This window comes from Fundidesulfovibrio sp. YSD1 (assembly GCF_055397115.1).
Genome location: NZ_AP043666.1, coordinates 2056043 through 2071279, shown reverse-complemented (window position 1 = coordinate 2071279; position 15237 = coordinate 2056043). Strand labels below are relative to the sequence as shown.

Below are 15237 nucleotides of genomic sequence, written 5' to 3'. Positions count from 1 at the left end.
GCACCGCGAAGCCGTCGCGAAGCATGCTTGCGGGTCCAGGGGGCCGCGCCCCCTGGCGGGGCGCGGGGCGGCGGCGCCCCGCATCCGGGTCAATCTAGATGTCGAGTTCCTTCACGCTGAGCGCGTTGCGCACGATGAACTCCTTGCGCGGCTCCACCTTGTCGCCCATGAGGTCGGAGAAGATGTCGTCGGCCTCGGCCGCGTCCGCGATGGACACGCGCAGGAAGGTGCGCTTGTCCGGGTTCATGGTGGTCTCCCAGAGCTGGATGGGGTTCATCTCGCCCAGGCCCTTGTAGCGCTGGATGTTGATGCCCCTGTGGGCCTCGTCCAGCACGGATTTGAGCAGCCCGAAGATGCCCTGGGCCTGGGACTGGACCTCCTTGCGCGTGACCGTGAAGCTCTCGCCCCCGAAGGAGCGGCGCACGTCGTCCAGGCCGTTCCAGCACTGACGGTAGACGCGCGAGGCGAAGAACTCCAGGCCGAGCCGGGTCTTCACGCCGTTGCGGTTCACGAACACCGCGAACACACGGGCCTCGGTCTCGTCCTCCTCACGCTCGGCCGTGACCGTGTACTCCTTCTCGGCCATCCGGGCGCGCAGGGCGTCGAAGGGCTCGCCATCGAAGTCGGCCGGGGCGAGCTTGGCGGGAGTGTCCAGCAGGAGCCAGAGCAGGGGCTCGGGGATGCCGTAGTTCTGGGCCTCCTGGAAGCGGCCCTGCAGCGTCTGGATGCGCGAAAGCATCTCGCGCAGGTTCTCGCCGGACAGGGGCGCGCCGTTGGCGCCCGTGACCGTGAGGTCCTCGGTGACGCGCGAAAGCAGGAACTCGGAGAGCTCCTTGTCGTCCTTGATGAAGCGCTCCCAGTCGCCCTTGTGCACGCGGTAGAGCGGCGGCTGGGCGATGTAGAGGTAGCCGCTGTCGATGAGCTGCTGGTACTGGCGGTAGAAGAACGTGAGCAGGAGCGTGCGGATGTGCGCGCCGTCAACGTCGGCGTCGGTCATGATCACGATCTTGTGGTAGCGCAGCTTCTCGAGCTTCTCGGCGTCGGCGTCGTCGAGGCCGCTGCCGACGCCAAGGCCCATGGCCGTGATCAGCGCGCGGATCTCCTTGTTGCCGAGCATCTTGTCCAGGCGCGTCTTCTCCACGTTCAGGATCTTGCCGCGCAGGGGCAGAATGGCCTGGAACTTGGGGTCGCGCCCCTGCTTGGCGGAGCCGCCCGCCGAGTCGCCCTCGACGATGAACAGTTCGGACTCGCCCGGGTCCTTGGACTGGCAGTCGGCCAGCTTGCCCGGCAGGGCGTTGTCGGAGAGCGCGCCCTTGCGCCGGACCAGGTCCTTGGCCTTGCGCGCGGCCTCGCGGGCGCGAGCCGCGTCCACGGACTTGTCCACGATGAGCTTGGCGTCCTTGGGGTTCTCCTCGAAGAACGTGTTCAGGGCGTCGCCGATGACCTTGGCCACCTGCCCCGCCACCTCGGAGTTGCCGAGCTTGGTCTTGGTCTGGCCCTCGAACTGGGGCTGGGGGATCTTCACCGAGATGACGGCGGTCAGGCCCTCGCGCACGTCGTCGCCCGTGAGCTTCTGCTTGAGCTTTTTTATGAGCCCGGACTTTTCGACGTAGATGTTGATGGCCCGGGTCAGCGCGGTCTTGAAGCCGGCCAGGTGCGTTCCGCCCTCAACGGTGCGGATGTTGTTCACGAAGGTGAGCACCTGCTCCTTGTAGCCCGCGTTGTACTGGATGGCGAAGTCCACGATGGTGGTGTCCATCTGGCCCGAGGCCGCGATGATTTCGTGGATGCCCATCTCGCCGGCGTTCAGGTCCTGCACGAAGCGGCGGATGCCGCCGTCGGCCTTGAAGACCTGCTCCTCCTGGTTGCGCTCGTCCTTGAACTCGATGGTCAGCCCGGAGTTGAGATACGCCAGCTCCTCGAAGCGCTTGGCCAGGGTGGAGTGGTTGAAGTCGGCTGTCTCGAAGATCTCCTCGTCGGGCAGGAAGCGCACGGTGGTGCCCGTGCCTTCGGCCTCGCCGATGGTCTCCACCTGGGTGACGGGCACGCCGCGCTCGTAGCGCTGGCGGTAACGCTTGCCGTCGCGCTTGATGGTCACCTCGAGGTATTCCGAGAGCGCGTTCACGCAGGACACGCCAACGCCGTGCAGGCCGCCGGAGACCTTGTAGGCGTTGTTGTCGAACTTGCCGCCAGCGTGCAGCACGGTCATGACCACTTCCACTGCCGGGCGGTTCTCCTTGGGGTGCATGTCCACGGGGATGCCGCGCCCGTTGTCGGAGATGGTCACGGAGTTGTCCAGGTGGATGATCACCCGGATGCGGTCGCAGAAGCCGGCCATGGCTTCGTCGATGGAGTTGTCCACCACCTCGTAGACCAGGTGGTGCAGGCCGCGGATGTCCGTGGAGCCGATGTACATGGCCGGGCGCTTGCGCACGGCCGAAAGGCCTTCCAGGACTGTGATGGAGTCCGCGGTGTAGGACTTGGGGGCCTGGGACTGGGTCATGCGGAGGCTTCCTCGCTGTAGTACGTCTCCTCCACGATCTTCATGGGCATGATGATCACCAGGTAGTCGGTGTCGTCCTCGCCGGTGATGCCGCAGGGTCCCTCGGTGCCGGTCAGGGTGAAGCGGACCCTGGAGGAGTTGAAGTGCCCGAGGATCTCCAGAAGGTCGCGGGTGGGGAACGCTATCTTTTTCAGGTCGCCCGCGTACTGGGCTTCCATGGATTCGGTGGCCGCGCCCGTGTCGTTGCCCTGGGACTGGAGCGTCAGCTGTCCCGGGGTCTCCAACTGGAAGTACGTGCAGCGGTTGTTGTCGGTGTTGAAGATGGAGATGCGGTCAAGGGCCTCGGAAAGGGCCAGCTTGTCCGCCGCGAGCTCGGAAGCGCCCGTGGAGGAGAGCTTGCCCACGAAGTTCTTGTAGTCCGGGTACTGGTAGTACGAAAGCGGCAGGCTGAAGGACTCGCGGTGGTCCTGGGTGCGGAAGAAGAGCCGCTTCTGGCTGATGGCCAGCTCGATCTCGTCGGCCGTGAGCCACTTCTTGAGCTCGAGCACGTACTTCTTCTGGATCAGGATGCCCTCGTCGGGGAGCATGCCCCGGATGTCGTCGTTCAAGAAGCCCATCATGGAGAACTGGTGGCCGTTCAGGCCGCAGACCTCGATCTTGTCCTCCACGGGGCGCAGGTACATGCAGGCCATGGCCTCCATGGTGTCCTCGTCGGACACGCAGAAGAACACGCGGTCGATGATCTCCTGGAGGAAATCGCCGCTCCACATCACATGCTCGCCCTGGGGGAACTCCGCGAAAGGCTGGAACCAGCTCTTTTCACTGGTGGGCAGCTTGTAGCGCCTGCCGGACTGGGTGACCTCCAAGGTCTGGCCCGAGGCGTCGAGCTTCAGCTGGATCTCGCCCGGAGGGAGCTTGCGCACCAGGTCGAAGAACGAGCGGCCCTGGACGCCGCAAAGGCCCTGCTCCACCACCTCGGCCCGGTATTTGCCGACGAACTCCAGGGAGGAGTCCGTGGACATGATGCGCAGCGCGCCGTCCTCGGCCGAGAGCCAGATGGTGCGCAAAAACGCCGCGCCGGTCTTGGCGGGTATGATGTTGGCCGATTTCTGCAGGCCGTCGATGATGTCGTTACGGGTGACCTTCACGAACATGGAGTCGTCTCCTTGAGCGGGTATGCATCGGTGGTCGGGGGTAATCTGAGCCAGCGTGGCTGGTGGACTATACGGAAAAAAAGCGAAAGGGCAAGGCCCAGAAAAACAAGACAGAGCAAGGGTTCCCAGGCCTGGGCACCCGCTGGCGGCCTTCCTTCTCACGCCATGCGGCGTCAAGCAGGACTGTATCGCGCGACCGTACAAACCCGTAGCGAAGGCTCCGTCCTCGACCCGGCGGGACGCTGTCCTGCACCAGGGCTTCGCCCTGGAACCCGCCGGGGGTAGATTCCTGCTCCCGGACCCCGACCCCGGCTTCGCGGGCTTCACCGTGACCACGAAATACTCCCGGCAGCTTCGCGGCGATGAGCGGCGGGATGCCCATTTGCCGGTCCGGAAGGGTCATGCCTCCCTGCGGGGTCAGAGACGGTGCTTCGCTTTGAATTGTACCGATGTCTTCTTGGATCTCAAAAAAAGAAAAGTAATTCTTGGTTGCTGTAATTGTAGGGGGGGGGCGGTTGTTCGCTTGCAGGACAACATGCCTTAATAGCAGGGAAAATTACGGAACAGGCAGGCGCGGGCAAGGAACGCTCGAACATCTGCCCGGGCTTGGGGCCTCTCAGGCGCCGCCTTGGCGGCAGTTTTTGCGCAGCGCGTTCACAAGTTCTTTCATATCGTTGCTATCCTGCTGGACTTTCTTGATTTTCTTTATGGCGTGCAGGACGGTGGAGTGGTCCTTTCCCCCGAAGAGCCTGCCCAGGGCGGGGTAGGAGAGCCCGAGTTCCTCCCGGCACAGGAGCATGGCCACCTGCCTGGCCAGGACCACTTCCTTGGTGCGCTTGGAGCCCAGGATGGCCTTCACGTCCAGCTTGAAGCTCTTGGAGACCTGCTCCAGGATCACCTGGGAGGTGGTCTTGGCCGTGAGCTCGCTCTGACTGCGCCCGAGGATGTTCTCGAAGATGGCCTCGGAGATGTCCTTCTTCAGAAGCTCGCGAAAGGCCTGGAACTTGTTCAATAGGCCGCTCAGGCTCCTGAAGTCGTGGTGGCGCTGGGCGAGGGTGAGCATCTGGGCCTTGGTCAGGGGGATCTTCTTGCGCTGGCAATGGTCCTGGACGAACTTGACGCGCACGTCCAGGTCCGGGGTATGCAACTGGACCATGAGCCCGCTGTCCAGCCGGGCCTTGAGCGCCTGGGGCAGCCCCTCGCAGGAGGGCACGGGCAGGGAGGTGGAAAAGGCCATCTGCCGCCTGGAGTCCTGGAAGGCGTTGAAGATGGAGAGCAGCTCGCGGGCCAGGTGCGGGTATTCGTCGATGCGGTGCAGGTCGTCCAGGAAGAAGCAGGAGAGCCCGGAGACGTGCGCGCGCATGGGCGAGGGGGCGTCCAGGCGCGCCGGGCCGCAGAGCTCGGCCAGGTCGTCCACGGTGCCCATGAAGATCTGGTTCTTGCTGAGCCGCTTGCTCAGTTCGTTGGCCATGGAGCGCAACAGGTGCGTCTTGCCCGTTCCCGGTTCGCCCTGCACCACCAGCGGGTTGAACTTCACCTCCCTGGCCTTGGCCAGCTCCCTGGCGGTGGCCAGGGGGAAGAGGTTCTTCTGGTTGGTGAAGAACTGCTCGAAGGTGAACTCGTGGCCGAAGGGGAAGTCTATGCTGGCCGAATCCTGCGACACGCCGGGCAGGGCCGCGCCAGGGGATTCCCCGGGCCTGCTGCGGTAGCGAAGCACGTAGCCCGGGCCGAGGAACAGGCTCACCTGCTTCTCGAAATGGTCCTTGAGCTGGCCCAGGAACCACTGCCCGAAATAGGCGTGCGGGAACTCCACCACGATCTCCGGGGAATCGGGCAGCGGGTGCAGCTCCAGGGGGTCGAACCATCTGACGAGGTCCGCCTCCGGGGTGGATTGCGCGAAGCGCTTGCGAAGCTGTTGCTTGAGCACGGCGGGCCGGGGGGAAGAGCACTTGGGATGGCCTCATGGTAGTGCAAATCCCCTGGCGAGTAAACCGGCCCCCTGGCCCCATTGCCAAGGGAGCCTTTTTTGTCCATGATGATCGCCTCTTTTCATCAGGAGGCTTGAAAGCCATGGCTCAGGTTCAAAAGACCATTCGCGAGATCAACGAGCGCATCAGGAAAGGCAAGGCCGTCATCCTCACCGCAGAGGAGATGGTGGAGGCCGTCCGCAGGAAGGGCAAGACCGCCGCGGCCAAGGAAGTGGACGTGGTCACCACCGGCACCTTCTCGCCCATGTGCTCCTCGGGGATGCTCTTCAACTTCGGACAGGAACCGCCCACCATCAAGGCTTCCCAGGTGTGGCTCAACGGGGTGCCCTGCTACGCGGGGCTGGCCGCCGTGGACGCCTACCTGGGCTGCACCGAGCCCAGCGTGGACGACCCCCTGAACAAGGTCTATCCCGGCCGCTTCCTCTACGGCGGCGGCCACGTGATCGAGGATCTCCTGCGCGGCAAGGCCGTGCGCCTGAAGGCCACGGCCTACGGCACGGACTGCTACCCCAGGCGCGAGCTGGACAAGTCCGTGACCCTGGCCGACCTCAAGTACGCGGAGCTTCTCAACCCCCGCAACTGCTACCAGAGCTACAACGTGGCCGTGAACACGGGCAGCCGCGTGATCTACACCTACATGGGCCCGCTCAAGCCCGGCATGCGAAACGCCAACTACGCCACGGCTGGCCAGCTCTCGCCGCTCTTCAACGACCCGTATCTGCGCACCATCGGCATGGGCACCAAGATCTGGCTCGGCGGCGGCACGGGCTGGGTGATCGGCGCTGGCACGCAGCACAACCCCAGGCCCGCGCGAAACGAGCGCGGCATCCCGCTCACGGCCTCGGGCACGCTCATGCTCAAGGGCGACATGAAGGCCATGAGCGCCAAGTGGGTCCGGGGCGTGTCCATCCTGGGCTACGGCTGCTCGCTCAACGTGGGCGTGGGCATCCCCATCCCGATCATCGACGAGGACATGGCCTGGTTCACGGGCGTATCCGACGCGGACATCACCATGCCCGTGCGCGACTACGGCCACGACTACCCCAACGGGGTGAACAACGTCATGGCCCAGCCCACCTTCGAGGAGCTGAAAAGCGGTGAGATCGACGTCAACGGCCAGAAGATCCGCACCGTCCCGCTGACCAGCTACGCCCTGTCCCTGGAGATCGCCCAGGACCTCAAGGCCAAGATCGAGAAAGGGGAGTTCCTGCTCACCGAGGCGCAGGACAAGATTCCCTCCGAATAGCCCGAAGACGGCTTCACGGGCCGGTCGAAGCGCGCTTCGGCCGGCCCTTCTTCTTCCTTCCGCGCCGCGCGCGTGCTACACGCACCCGAATACGCACCCCGAGGAGTGAGCCCATGGCCCCGGAATGGACCAAGCACGACGACTCCACCTACTACATCTCCCTGGGCAAGGCGCTTCTGGTCACGGTGGTCTTCGAGCGCCTGACCCCGCCGGGCTGGAAGGTCCAGGTGGGCCAGCGCGCGCTCAAGGACAAGTTCGCCTCCCTGGAGGACGCCCAGAAGATCGCCCTGGCCTTCGCCGACAAGGTCGCCACGGCGGTGCGCGCCGACCTGGACGCCCTCAAGGCCGGCTCGTGATCTCGCGCCGGGCGCTCCTGGCCTGCCTGTGCGCCGTGGCCGGGGCGGCGCTTGGCGCGCGGCCAGCCCGGGCCATGACCCTGGACAAGACCCAGGCGAAGTGCGCCACCTGCCACTTCTGGATCGCCCCGCGCAAGGCCCAGTCCGGCGAGCGCGTGGTGGTGGAGGTGGCCGAGCGCGGCCGCTGCAACAGCGTGGACAGCCTCTACCGCAACCTCTGGGTGGGCCCCCTGCACGCCTGCCCCCAGTACCTGCTCTGGGAGGAGCTCGACCTGGAGCGGCGCGAGGGCGTCACCCGTCAGGAAGGCCTGCCCAGCACCTCCCTCAATTTGCCCCCGTCCTGAAGCCCCTGGATGTACGCGAAGCGCACGTAGAGGTGCTTGATGCGCTCGCTCAGGTTCTGGATTTCCGTGAAAAGCGCCCGGGCCTCGTCACGCGAGTCCGCGGCCACCAGAGCGAGGATCTTCTCCTGCGCCGCGTGCAGGGTGTCGTGGTACTGCGGGGCCTCCTCCCCGGGCAGGGGCGCGTTCCAGAGGTCCTCCAGGCGGGAGGTGATGATGTCCGGGAAAACGGTCTTGGGTGCGTCCATGGTCGGTCTCCTTTGGGCGCTTCTCACGCGCCCTGAAGATAGGCGGTGAAGTCCGAGCGCCCGGCCAGCTTGCAGTCGATGTAGAGCGCCGCGTACTCGTCGTAGCCCAAGGCCTGGCCGAACACGTTGAAGCGCTGGCCGGGCGCGCAGAATTCGAGCTTGTGGAAGGCCGCCACCTTGGGGTGGATGGGCAGCTCGAACTCGGGGTAGAGCTCCGGGCAGACCCGCCTGAATTCATCCGGAAGCGGGGGCAGGCCGAGTAGCCCCAGCACCGAGTCCGCCACGTGCAGCATGAGGCTCGCGCGCGGGTGGTTCACGGTCTGGAAGAGCTTCTCGCGCCTGAACCGGCCTGTGAGCAGGTCCGCGTACTTCACGTCGCTCTGAAGCTCCTTTTCGCGCTCGATGGCCATGGTCTGCTCGAAAAGCCCGGCCAGCCCGAACAGGCGGTCAAGGTCGGTGCGGAGCGCCACGTGCAGCGCCTCCGGGGCCGAAAGCCCCCGGTCCAGCAGCCCGTCCAGCAGGCTGTCCGAGAACTCGAAGCCCGGCCTGTTGGACCAGAACGGCCAGTACCCCTTGAAGAGCATGTTGGGGTAGCAGACGCTTAAGGCGCGCGCGGGCAGCCTGGCCTTGAGGGCCGGCGAGGAGAGCTCCCCCCACTGCGGCCCCAGGTGCTGGTGCAGGAAGAGCCCGCAATCCGCGAGGCTCTCTTCGGGTATGGCCTGGCGCGTGAAGTTGACGTAGAACTCCACCCGCCAGGCGGCCGAGAACTCCGGCGACGCCGCGAGGAAGGCGGCCAGGACCTCGCCCTGGCAGTTGCCGTGAATGATGCACGATCTTTTTGCCGCTTCCATGACGGGCGCACCCTAGCACAGCCGCGACCCGAGGAGAACACATGATCACCAGAGACGAAGCCCTTGAACTCGTGAAAAGCTTCAACCCCGAGGAGCACATGGTCCTGCACGCGCTCCAGACCGAGGCCGTGATGCGCGCCATGGCCGCGAAGCTCGGCCGGGACGCCGAACTCTGGGGCCTGACGGGCCTGCTGCACGACCTGGACTACCCGGCCACCAAGGACGAGCCCGCGCGCCACGGCCTGGAAAGCGCGACCATGCTCGAAGGCCGCCTGCCCGGGGAGGCGCTGAAGGCCATAACCGCGCACAACGGCGAGATGACCGGCGTGGCCCCCGAGAGCGAGCTGGACTGGGGCTTGCGCTGTTCGGAGACCGTGACGGGCATCATCCACGCGGCCACGCTCATGCGCCCCACCCGCTACGAAGGGCTGGAGGCGAAAAGCGTGAAGAAGAAGATGAAGGACAAGGCCTTCGCCAGGAGCGTCAGGCGCGAGAACATCCTGGAGTGCGAAAAGGCCGGGGTCGGGCTGGACGAGTTTCTCACGCTTTCCATCGCGGCCATGGCCGGGGTGAAGGCGTAACGCAAAAGGGCGGCCCCTCGAGGGGCCGCCCTTTTGCTTGATCAGTCGAAAAGGCTAGAACGGATTGATCGTGCGCTCCTTGGTGAAGCCCATGTACCCGGCGTTGACGCCGAGCCTCAGCCCCACGCCGAAGCGGATCGGGGCCAGCACCACCCTGCCCGACTGCTGGTAGTTCATGCCGAACCCGCCCACCACGTAGGCGCTGCCGTCCACGCTGGGGAAGCGCTGGTAGATCTCCGAGGGGTCGTTCATGTTGTAGACCAGGCAGAACACCTTGGAGGCGTTCACGCCCAGGTCGAAGCCCACGGACGGGCTCTGCCAGTACACGTAGGCCTTCTTGCCGTTTTTCAGGTACAGCCAGCCCTCGCCGTAGCGAAGCCCGACCACCAGCGCGCCCGCGCCCTCGTTGCCCTTGATGAAGCCCGTGGGCTCGCCGTAACGCTCGAAGGCCCTCGAGATGAGGTCGGCCAGTCCCCTGGCCCCGCCCTCGAAGAAGCCCATGACCTGCTCGTCCACTTCCTTGCGCGAGTAGGTGCTCACCTGTACCTGCTTGGCCTCGGGCATGTCGAAGACGCGCCCGGTGGAAGGCGTGCCCTCCTGGGCCGGGGGCTCCTGGGAGCCGCCGGGGGTCCACCTGCCGCTGGAGGAGTCCTGCCCGGAGGGCTGGTAGGGGGCCGGGTCGGACGTGGGCGGGGTCCAGGGCTTGTCCTGGGACGCGGGCGTCTTCGCCGGAGCCTGGTTCGCGGAGGGGGCCGGGGCCTTGTCCGTGGCCGCCGGTGCGGCGGGGGTCTTCGCCGTGGTCTGTGGCTTGTCCACGGTGGGTTCGTCCGTGATGGTGCGCTCCTGCAGGGCGTGTGCGGCGTAAGGGGCGCAGGCCAGGGCCAGTGCGAGCAGAAGAACGGCCGTCTTGTTCAAGGATATTCTCCGGTGTTGGCGGTTGTTCATCTGGCGAGCCGGATCACCAGGCCTTCGGGGGTCTTCTCGACGGCCGGGCGCTTGCCTGATTTGTAGGTGTCGGCCAGGTCGAGGACCAGGCGCAGCTTGTCGGGATGCTTGCCCACGCGCACGGCCTTGACGATCTCCGGCGCGGGCTTTTCGGTCACGCGGTAGGCCCACTCTCCGGGCAGGTCCACCACCAGCCGCGGCGGGTTGGCCAGGAAGAGGGCCTCGGGGCTGGACGAAGTGCTGGCCCCGGCCAGGGTGAAGACCGTCTCGTTTCCGGAGGAAACGGCCGTGATCTTGTCCACCGCGCGCCGCTCCGGGCCGGTGTGGACCTTGGCCTGGGGCTTGGCGGGCTGCTCGGGCCTGGCGGGGGCGGCGTCCTGGGGAATCGCCTGGGGCGCTGGCTGCGGTACGGGCTGGGCCGGAGCCTGGGGAGCCGGTTCCGGAGCCTTTTGGGGGGCCTTCTTCTGGGCGGCCTGGGCGCGCTTGAGCTCGGCCTCGGCCTTGCGCAGCTCCTCCTGGGCGCGGCGCAGGGTCTCGGCGCGGTCCTTTCTCGCCTCGGCCTCGGCGCGCTTGGCCTCGGCAGCGGCCTTGCGCTCGGCGGCCTGGCGGGCGCGGCGCTCGGCCTGGGTCTCCGGCTTCCTCTTTTCGGGCTCGGGGGCGGGAGCCTGCGCCGGGGCGGGCTGCGGCTCCGGGGCCTTCTCGGGCTCGGGCGGGGCCGGAGGTGGCGTCAGGGGTTCGAACCCGGATGTCGCCGGGGCCTTGGGCCCGCCGTTGAAGATCTCGGAAAGGGACTTGTCCGGCTCGGGATGCGGCGCGGTGGCCGTGGCCGGAGGGATCGGCAGCGGCGCTTCCTGGGCAGGCTGGGGCTGCGAAGGCGGAGGGGCGATGGGGGCGGTGACGGCGGGTCTGGCGTCCTGCGGGGCCTCCACCTTGTGCTCCACGGACGGCGCGGCCTTTTCGGCCTGACCGGCGGGGGGTTCGGGCAGCCTGCCCGCCGTGCGCCACCAGGCCAGCGCGCCGACCACGGCTCCGGCCAGGAGCACCGCAGCCAGGATGAGCATCTTGTCGTTACGTGTCAGGGCCATGAAGACTCCTTGCGGGCTTCCGGTATCATCCTTGCGCGGGCGTAGGCAAGGCCAGGGTTTCCGGGCAGCGCGCGCATACGCGGCGTTGCCGTTTCGTGTTTCGTGGTGTAATACGTGGGCCAGACAAGGAGGCCTTTCATGCAACGCCGCGTGCGATCCGTCCGCGTGCCAGCGGAACTGGACCAGCTGGACCTGACCGGGGTGGTGGCCGAATGCGCCAAGTACCTTCGCGACCTCGAATCCGCCACGCTCCTGAAGGCCCAGGGCAACCGGGAGGCGGCCGAGGCCCTGCTCAAGGCCAGGCAGGCCGACCTGGGCAAGCGCATCGGGCACAAGGTCTGGGAGGCCAGGGTGAAGTACGGGGAGAAGCTGCGCAAGGAAAAGCCCGGCGAGCTTGGCGAGGCCGACGCCTAGCGCCGGTCCCTCGTGTAAGGGCGCGCCCCTACGGCCTGGCCACGGGCAGCCGCCTGCCCAGGGAGTAGCCCCCGGGGGAGACGTCCACCACGTAGGGCCAGGCCTCGACCCCGGCGTCCAGGGCCCGGTAGAACTCCTCGGCGTAGAGCGGGTCCACGGCCCAGGCCGGGGCGAAGCAGTCCGCGTCCGGGCGCTGCACGGCGAAGAAGAACGCCGCGCGCCTGCCCGAGCGCGCGAGCCTCACGAGCTCCCCCACGTGCTTGCGGGCGCGCTCCGAGGGCGCGTCCGGGAATTGGGCCTGGCAGTCCTCCACCATGGTCACGTTCTTGGTCTCCACGTAGAGCTCCCCGGCCGGGCCGGTGAAGAGCGCGTCCAGCCTGCCGCCCTCGAAGGCGGGCTCGGACTTGAAGGAAGCGTACCCCGCGCACTCGGGCAAAAGCCCGGCGGCCCAGGCGGCGCGCAAAAGCCTGGTGGGCACGGCCGTGTTCACCCCCACCCAGAAATCCCGAAGTCTCAGCGCCTCCACGGTGCAGGGGTGCTTGCGGCCGGGCGCGGCGCTCACGGAAAGAAGCGCCTCGCACCCCGGGCGCAGAAGCCCGAGCATGGAGCCGGTGTTGTTGGTGTGCGCGGTGAACGAGCCCGAGGCGTCCTCCACGTCCATGAGGAAGCGCTTGCGGCGCGCGGCCAGGCGCGCGGTGCGCACGCCCCCGGAGAAGGCCAGGAGAGGCCCGGGAGAATTTACTGTTTCCACGTTTTGCTCTAGTACTCGTTGCGGTTCACTTGCCCTACACGCAAAAACAGTGAGAGCCGCATGCGAATTTCCCTGAATCTGTCTAGGATCAAGCCGTCGGCCACCCTGGCCATGAACGCCAAGGCCCAGGAGCTCAAGGCCCAGGGCAAGGCAGTGATCAGCCTGGCCGTGGGCGAGCCGGACTTCCCCACTCCCGAGCACGTCAAGGACGCGGCCAAGGCCGCCCTGGACGCCAATTTCACCCGCTACACCCCGGTGCCCGGCATTCCCGAGCTGCGCGACGCCGTGGGCGGGTACTTCAAGCGCTTCTACGGGGTCAATCCGCCGCGCGAGGCCGTGATCGTCTCCAACGGCGGCAAGCAGGCGCTCTACAACCTGTTCATGGCGCTTCTGAACCCGGGCGAGGAGGTGCTCATCCCCGCGCCCTACTGGGTCAGCTACCCGGACATGGCCATCCTGGCCGGGGGCCGCCCGGTGTTCGTGCCCACCGAGCCCGAGGACAACTTCCTGGTGAGCGTGGAGGCCCTGGACAAGGCCCGCACCCCGGGCACGCGCATCCTGGTGCTCAACTCGCCCTCCAACCCCACGGGCTGCTGCTACACCAAGGCCCAGCTGGACGCCATCATGGAATGGGCCGTGTCGCGGGGCATCTTCGTCATCTCCGACGAGATCTACGACCAGCTGACCTACCCCCCGTTCGAGCCCGTATCGCTCATCGACTGGTGGGAGAAGAAGCCCGAGAGCGTGGCCGTGGTCAACGGCCTGGCCAAGAGCTTCTCCATGACCGGCTGGCGCATCGGCTACGCCGTGGCCCACCCGGACCTGATCAAGGCCCAGTCCAAGATCCAGGGCCAGTCCACGTCCAACGTGTGCTCCTTCGCCCAGAAGGGCGCGGTGGCCGCCCTGACCGGCGGGTTCGAGTGCGTGGACGCCATGCGCGAGAGCTTCCAGCGCCGCCGCGACCTGGCCATGGAGATCGTCTCCTCCTGGCCCGGGGTGAAGTGCCCCAACCCGGGCGGCGCGTTCTACCTCTTCCCGGACGTGTCGGCCTGCTACGGCCCCAAGGCCCCGGACTCCGCCGCCCTGTGCACGCGCATCCTGGAGGAGGCCCTGGTGGCGCTCGTGCCGGGCAGCGCCTTCGGCGACGACCGCTGCATCCGCTTCTCCTACGCCGTGGACGACGAGACCCTGGTCAAGGCCCTCACGGCCGCGGGCAAGGTCATCACCGGGTAGGCGCGCCTTCTTCCATGGGAACATGGACATGTTTTCATGGAAGAAACGCCCGGGCTGGTGTAGTGCATGGCGCATCGCGCCCGGCGGCGAGAGACCGCCGGGCCTTCACGCGCGAACAAACAAGGAGCCGCAGCGATGCAGAAGAATATCCTCGACTGGACCAGCGCCTATCCCAAGGGCGTCTCCCCCAGCGCCGGGCAGGCCCGCCTGGGGGCCTTCGTGGAAAGGCTCGCCGTCGACCTCTCCGGCACCGAGGGGGGGCGGCTGCCCTTCGTGAACATGCCCCACTGGCCGTCGCTCAAGCGCGACCTGGAAATGCTCGCGCCTACACTCAAGAAATTCAAGCACATGCTGCTTCTGGGCATCGGCGGCTCCGCGCTCGGGCCCAGGGCCCTGCAAAAGGCCTTCTTCCCGCAGCAGGACCTGCCCGGCCACACGGGCCCCTGGCTCTGGGTCTGCGACAACGTGGACGTGACCACGCTGGAGGCCTACTTCACCAGGCTGCCCGCCGAGGAGACCGTGGTGGTGGCCATCAGCAAGTCCGGCGGCACCATCGAGACCACCAGCCAGTACTTCCTGGCCTGCCAGTGGCTGCAGAAAAGCCTCGGCGACGCCTGGAAGGACCACCTGGTCATGGTCACGGGCAACGAGGGCTTCTTCAGCAAGGAATCCAAGAAGCACGGCTTCACCACCCTGCCCGTGCCCACCTTCCTGGGCGGGCGCTACTCGGTGCTCTCGGCCGTGGGGCTCGTGCCCGCCGCGTTTTTGGGCGTCGACTACAACGCCCTGGTCGAAGGGGCGCTGTCCGTGACTAGGCCGCTCTTCGACACCATCCTCTCGCCCAAGATCCTCTCCGCGCACCCGGCGTGGCAGCTGGCCACCTGGAACTGGTCCATCATGGACTCGGGCTTCAACCAGCTGATCTTCTTCTGCTACGCCCCGCCGCTGGCCACCATGGGCGCGTGGTTCGCGCAGCTCTGGGCCGAGAGCCTGGGCAAGCAGGGCAAGGGCTCCATGCCCATCCCGGCCGTGGGCGTCACGGACCAGCACTCCACGCAGCAGATGTTCCTGGACGGCCCGCGCGACAAGGGATGCCTGTTCGTCACCTGCGAGGAAGAGCCCCAGGGGCTGCCCTTCGGCGACGACATCCCCGCCGAGTTCGCGTTTTTGCGCGGCAAGTCCTTCAGCGACCTTTTGCCCGCCGAGGCCCTGGGCTCGCGCATGGCCATGACCCAGCGGGGCATCCCCCTGGTGGAGGTGCGCCTCTCCAGGTGCGCGGAGCACGAGTGCGGGCGGCTCATGGCCCTTTTGGAGCTGACCACCCTGTTCACGGGCTGGCTCCTCTCCATCGACCCGCTGGACCAGCCCGCCGTGGAGCTGGGCAAGCGGCTGGCCAAGGCCCGCCTGGGCGCGGACGGCCTGGTCAAGGAGAAGGCGGACCTGGCCGAGTTCCTGGCCGCCGAGCACCCCAGCACGGAGTTCTAGTGGCGCGCCGCAAGACCCCGCAACGCGCGCCGTCATGCATATTGCCGGGGTCCGGG

Annotated in this window: 15 protein-coding genes; 7 read left to right on the top strand and 8 right to left on the bottom strand. The window is 67.0% G+C overall.

Annotated features, from left to right (window positions below; genetic code table 11):
* Positions 1–94: 94 nt before the first annotated feature.
* The 3 genes from gyrB to ACZ5V4_RS09635 all read right to left on the bottom strand — a co-directional run bounded on the left by gyrB (position 95) and on the right by ACZ5V4_RS09635 (position 5584).
* On the bottom strand, positions 95–2503 hold the full coding sequence (gene gyrB / locus ACZ5V4_RS09645; RefSeq protein ID WP_464314639.1) for a DNA topoisomerase (ATP-hydrolyzing) subunit B: 2409 nt from the start codon (positions 2501–2503) through the stop codon (positions 95–97).
* Positions 2500–3657: a DNA polymerase III subunit beta gene (gene dnaN / locus ACZ5V4_RS09640; RefSeq protein ID WP_464314638.1), complete on the bottom strand. Its 1158-nt coding sequence runs from the start codon at positions 3655–3657 to the stop codon at positions 2500–2502. Before dnaN ends, gyrB begins: the two co-directional genes overlap by 4 nt.
* Before the next feature lie 616 nt (positions 3658–4273).
* Positions 4274–5584 carry a helix-turn-helix domain-containing protein gene (locus ACZ5V4_RS09635; RefSeq protein WP_464314637.1) on the bottom strand — a complete coding sequence of 437 codons (1311 nt, stop codon included), beginning with the start codon at positions 5582–5584 and terminating at the stop codon, positions 4274–4276.
* Between the two features lie 143 nt (positions 5585–5727).
* Here ACZ5V4_RS09635 and ACZ5V4_RS09630 point away from each other — a divergent pair, with 143 nt between their 5' ends.
* From ACZ5V4_RS09630 to ACZ5V4_RS09620, 3 genes are all read left to right on the top strand, one after another.
* Complete coding sequence (locus ACZ5V4_RS09630) at positions 5728–6891, top strand: homocysteine biosynthesis protein (protein ID WP_464314636.1); 1164 nt, start codon at positions 5728–5730, stop codon at positions 6889–6891.
* A gap of 113 nt (positions 6892–7004) precedes the next feature.
* Positions 7005–7247, top strand: coding sequence for a hypothetical protein (locus ACZ5V4_RS09625; RefSeq protein WP_464314635.1), 243 nt, complete (start codon positions 7005–7007; stop codon positions 7245–7247).
* Positions 7244–7591, top strand: coding sequence for a hypothetical protein (locus ACZ5V4_RS09620; RefSeq protein ID WP_464314634.1), 348 nt, complete (start codon positions 7244–7246; stop codon positions 7589–7591). Before ACZ5V4_RS09625 ends, ACZ5V4_RS09620 begins: the two co-directional genes overlap by 4 nt.
* Here the strand turns inward: ACZ5V4_RS09620 and ACZ5V4_RS09615 are convergent.
* Positions 7546–7836, bottom strand: coding sequence for a hypothetical protein (locus ACZ5V4_RS09615; RefSeq protein WP_464314633.1), 291 nt, complete (start codon positions 7834–7836; stop codon positions 7546–7548). The genes ACZ5V4_RS09620 and ACZ5V4_RS09615 overlap by 46 nt on opposite strands.
* A 23-nt stretch (positions 7837–7859) precedes the next feature.
* The gene (locus tag ACZ5V4_RS09610; RefSeq protein WP_464314632.1) at positions 7860–8687 is read right to left on the bottom strand and encodes a WcbI family polysaccharide biosynthesis putative acetyltransferase; all 828 of its coding nucleotides are present in this window, start codon (positions 8685–8687) and stop codon (positions 7860–7862) included.
* 41 nt (positions 8688–8728) lie between these two features.
* Between ACZ5V4_RS09610 and ACZ5V4_RS09605 the strand changes: the two genes are divergently transcribed.
* Positions 8729–9268: an HDIG domain-containing metalloprotein gene (locus ACZ5V4_RS09605; RefSeq protein WP_464314631.1), complete on the top strand. Its 540-nt coding sequence runs from the start codon at positions 8729–8731 to the stop codon at positions 9266–9268.
* A gap of 54 nt (positions 9269–9322) precedes the next feature.
* Here ACZ5V4_RS09605 and ACZ5V4_RS09600 read toward each other — a convergent pair whose 3' ends face one another.
* Positions 9323–10183: a DUF1134 domain-containing protein gene (locus tag ACZ5V4_RS09600; protein WP_464314630.1), complete on the bottom strand. Its 861-nt coding sequence runs from the start codon at positions 10181–10183 to the stop codon at positions 9323–9325.
* A gap of 26 nt (positions 10184–10209) precedes the next feature.
* Positions 10210–11298, bottom strand: coding sequence for an AMIN domain-containing protein (locus ACZ5V4_RS09595; protein ID WP_464314629.1), 1089 nt, complete (start codon positions 11296–11298; stop codon positions 10210–10212).
* 138 nt (positions 11299–11436) lie between these two features.
* On the opposite strand from ACZ5V4_RS09595, the gene ACZ5V4_RS09590 reads away from it, so the two are divergent.
* Positions 11437–11712 (top strand): hypothetical protein, encoded by a 276-nt coding sequence (locus ACZ5V4_RS09590; RefSeq protein WP_464314628.1) that lies wholly within the window; start codon positions 11437–11439, stop codon positions 11710–11712.
* 28 nt (positions 11713–11740) lie between these two features.
* Here the strand turns inward: ACZ5V4_RS09590 and sfsA are convergent, their stop codons facing one another.
* Entirely contained in the window at positions 11741–12463 is a 723-nt protein-coding gene (gene sfsA, locus ACZ5V4_RS09585; protein ID WP_464314627.1) for a DNA/RNA nuclease SfsA, read from the bottom strand.
* Positions 12464–12523: 60 nt separating this feature from the next.
* Here sfsA and ACZ5V4_RS09580 point away from each other — a divergent pair, with 60 nt between their 5' ends.
* The gene (locus ACZ5V4_RS09580; RefSeq protein ID WP_464314626.1) at positions 12524–13696 is read left to right on the top strand and encodes a pyridoxal phosphate-dependent aminotransferase; all 1173 of its coding nucleotides are present in this window, start codon (positions 12524–12526) and stop codon (positions 13694–13696) included.
* A 135-nt stretch (positions 13697–13831) separates the two neighbouring features.
* The gene (locus ACZ5V4_RS09575; RefSeq protein WP_464314625.1) at positions 13832–15181 is read left to right on the top strand and encodes a glucose-6-phosphate isomerase; all 1350 of its coding nucleotides are present in this window, start codon (positions 13832–13834) and stop codon (positions 15179–15181) included.
* The last annotated feature ends 56 nt before the right edge of the window (positions 15182–15237 follow it).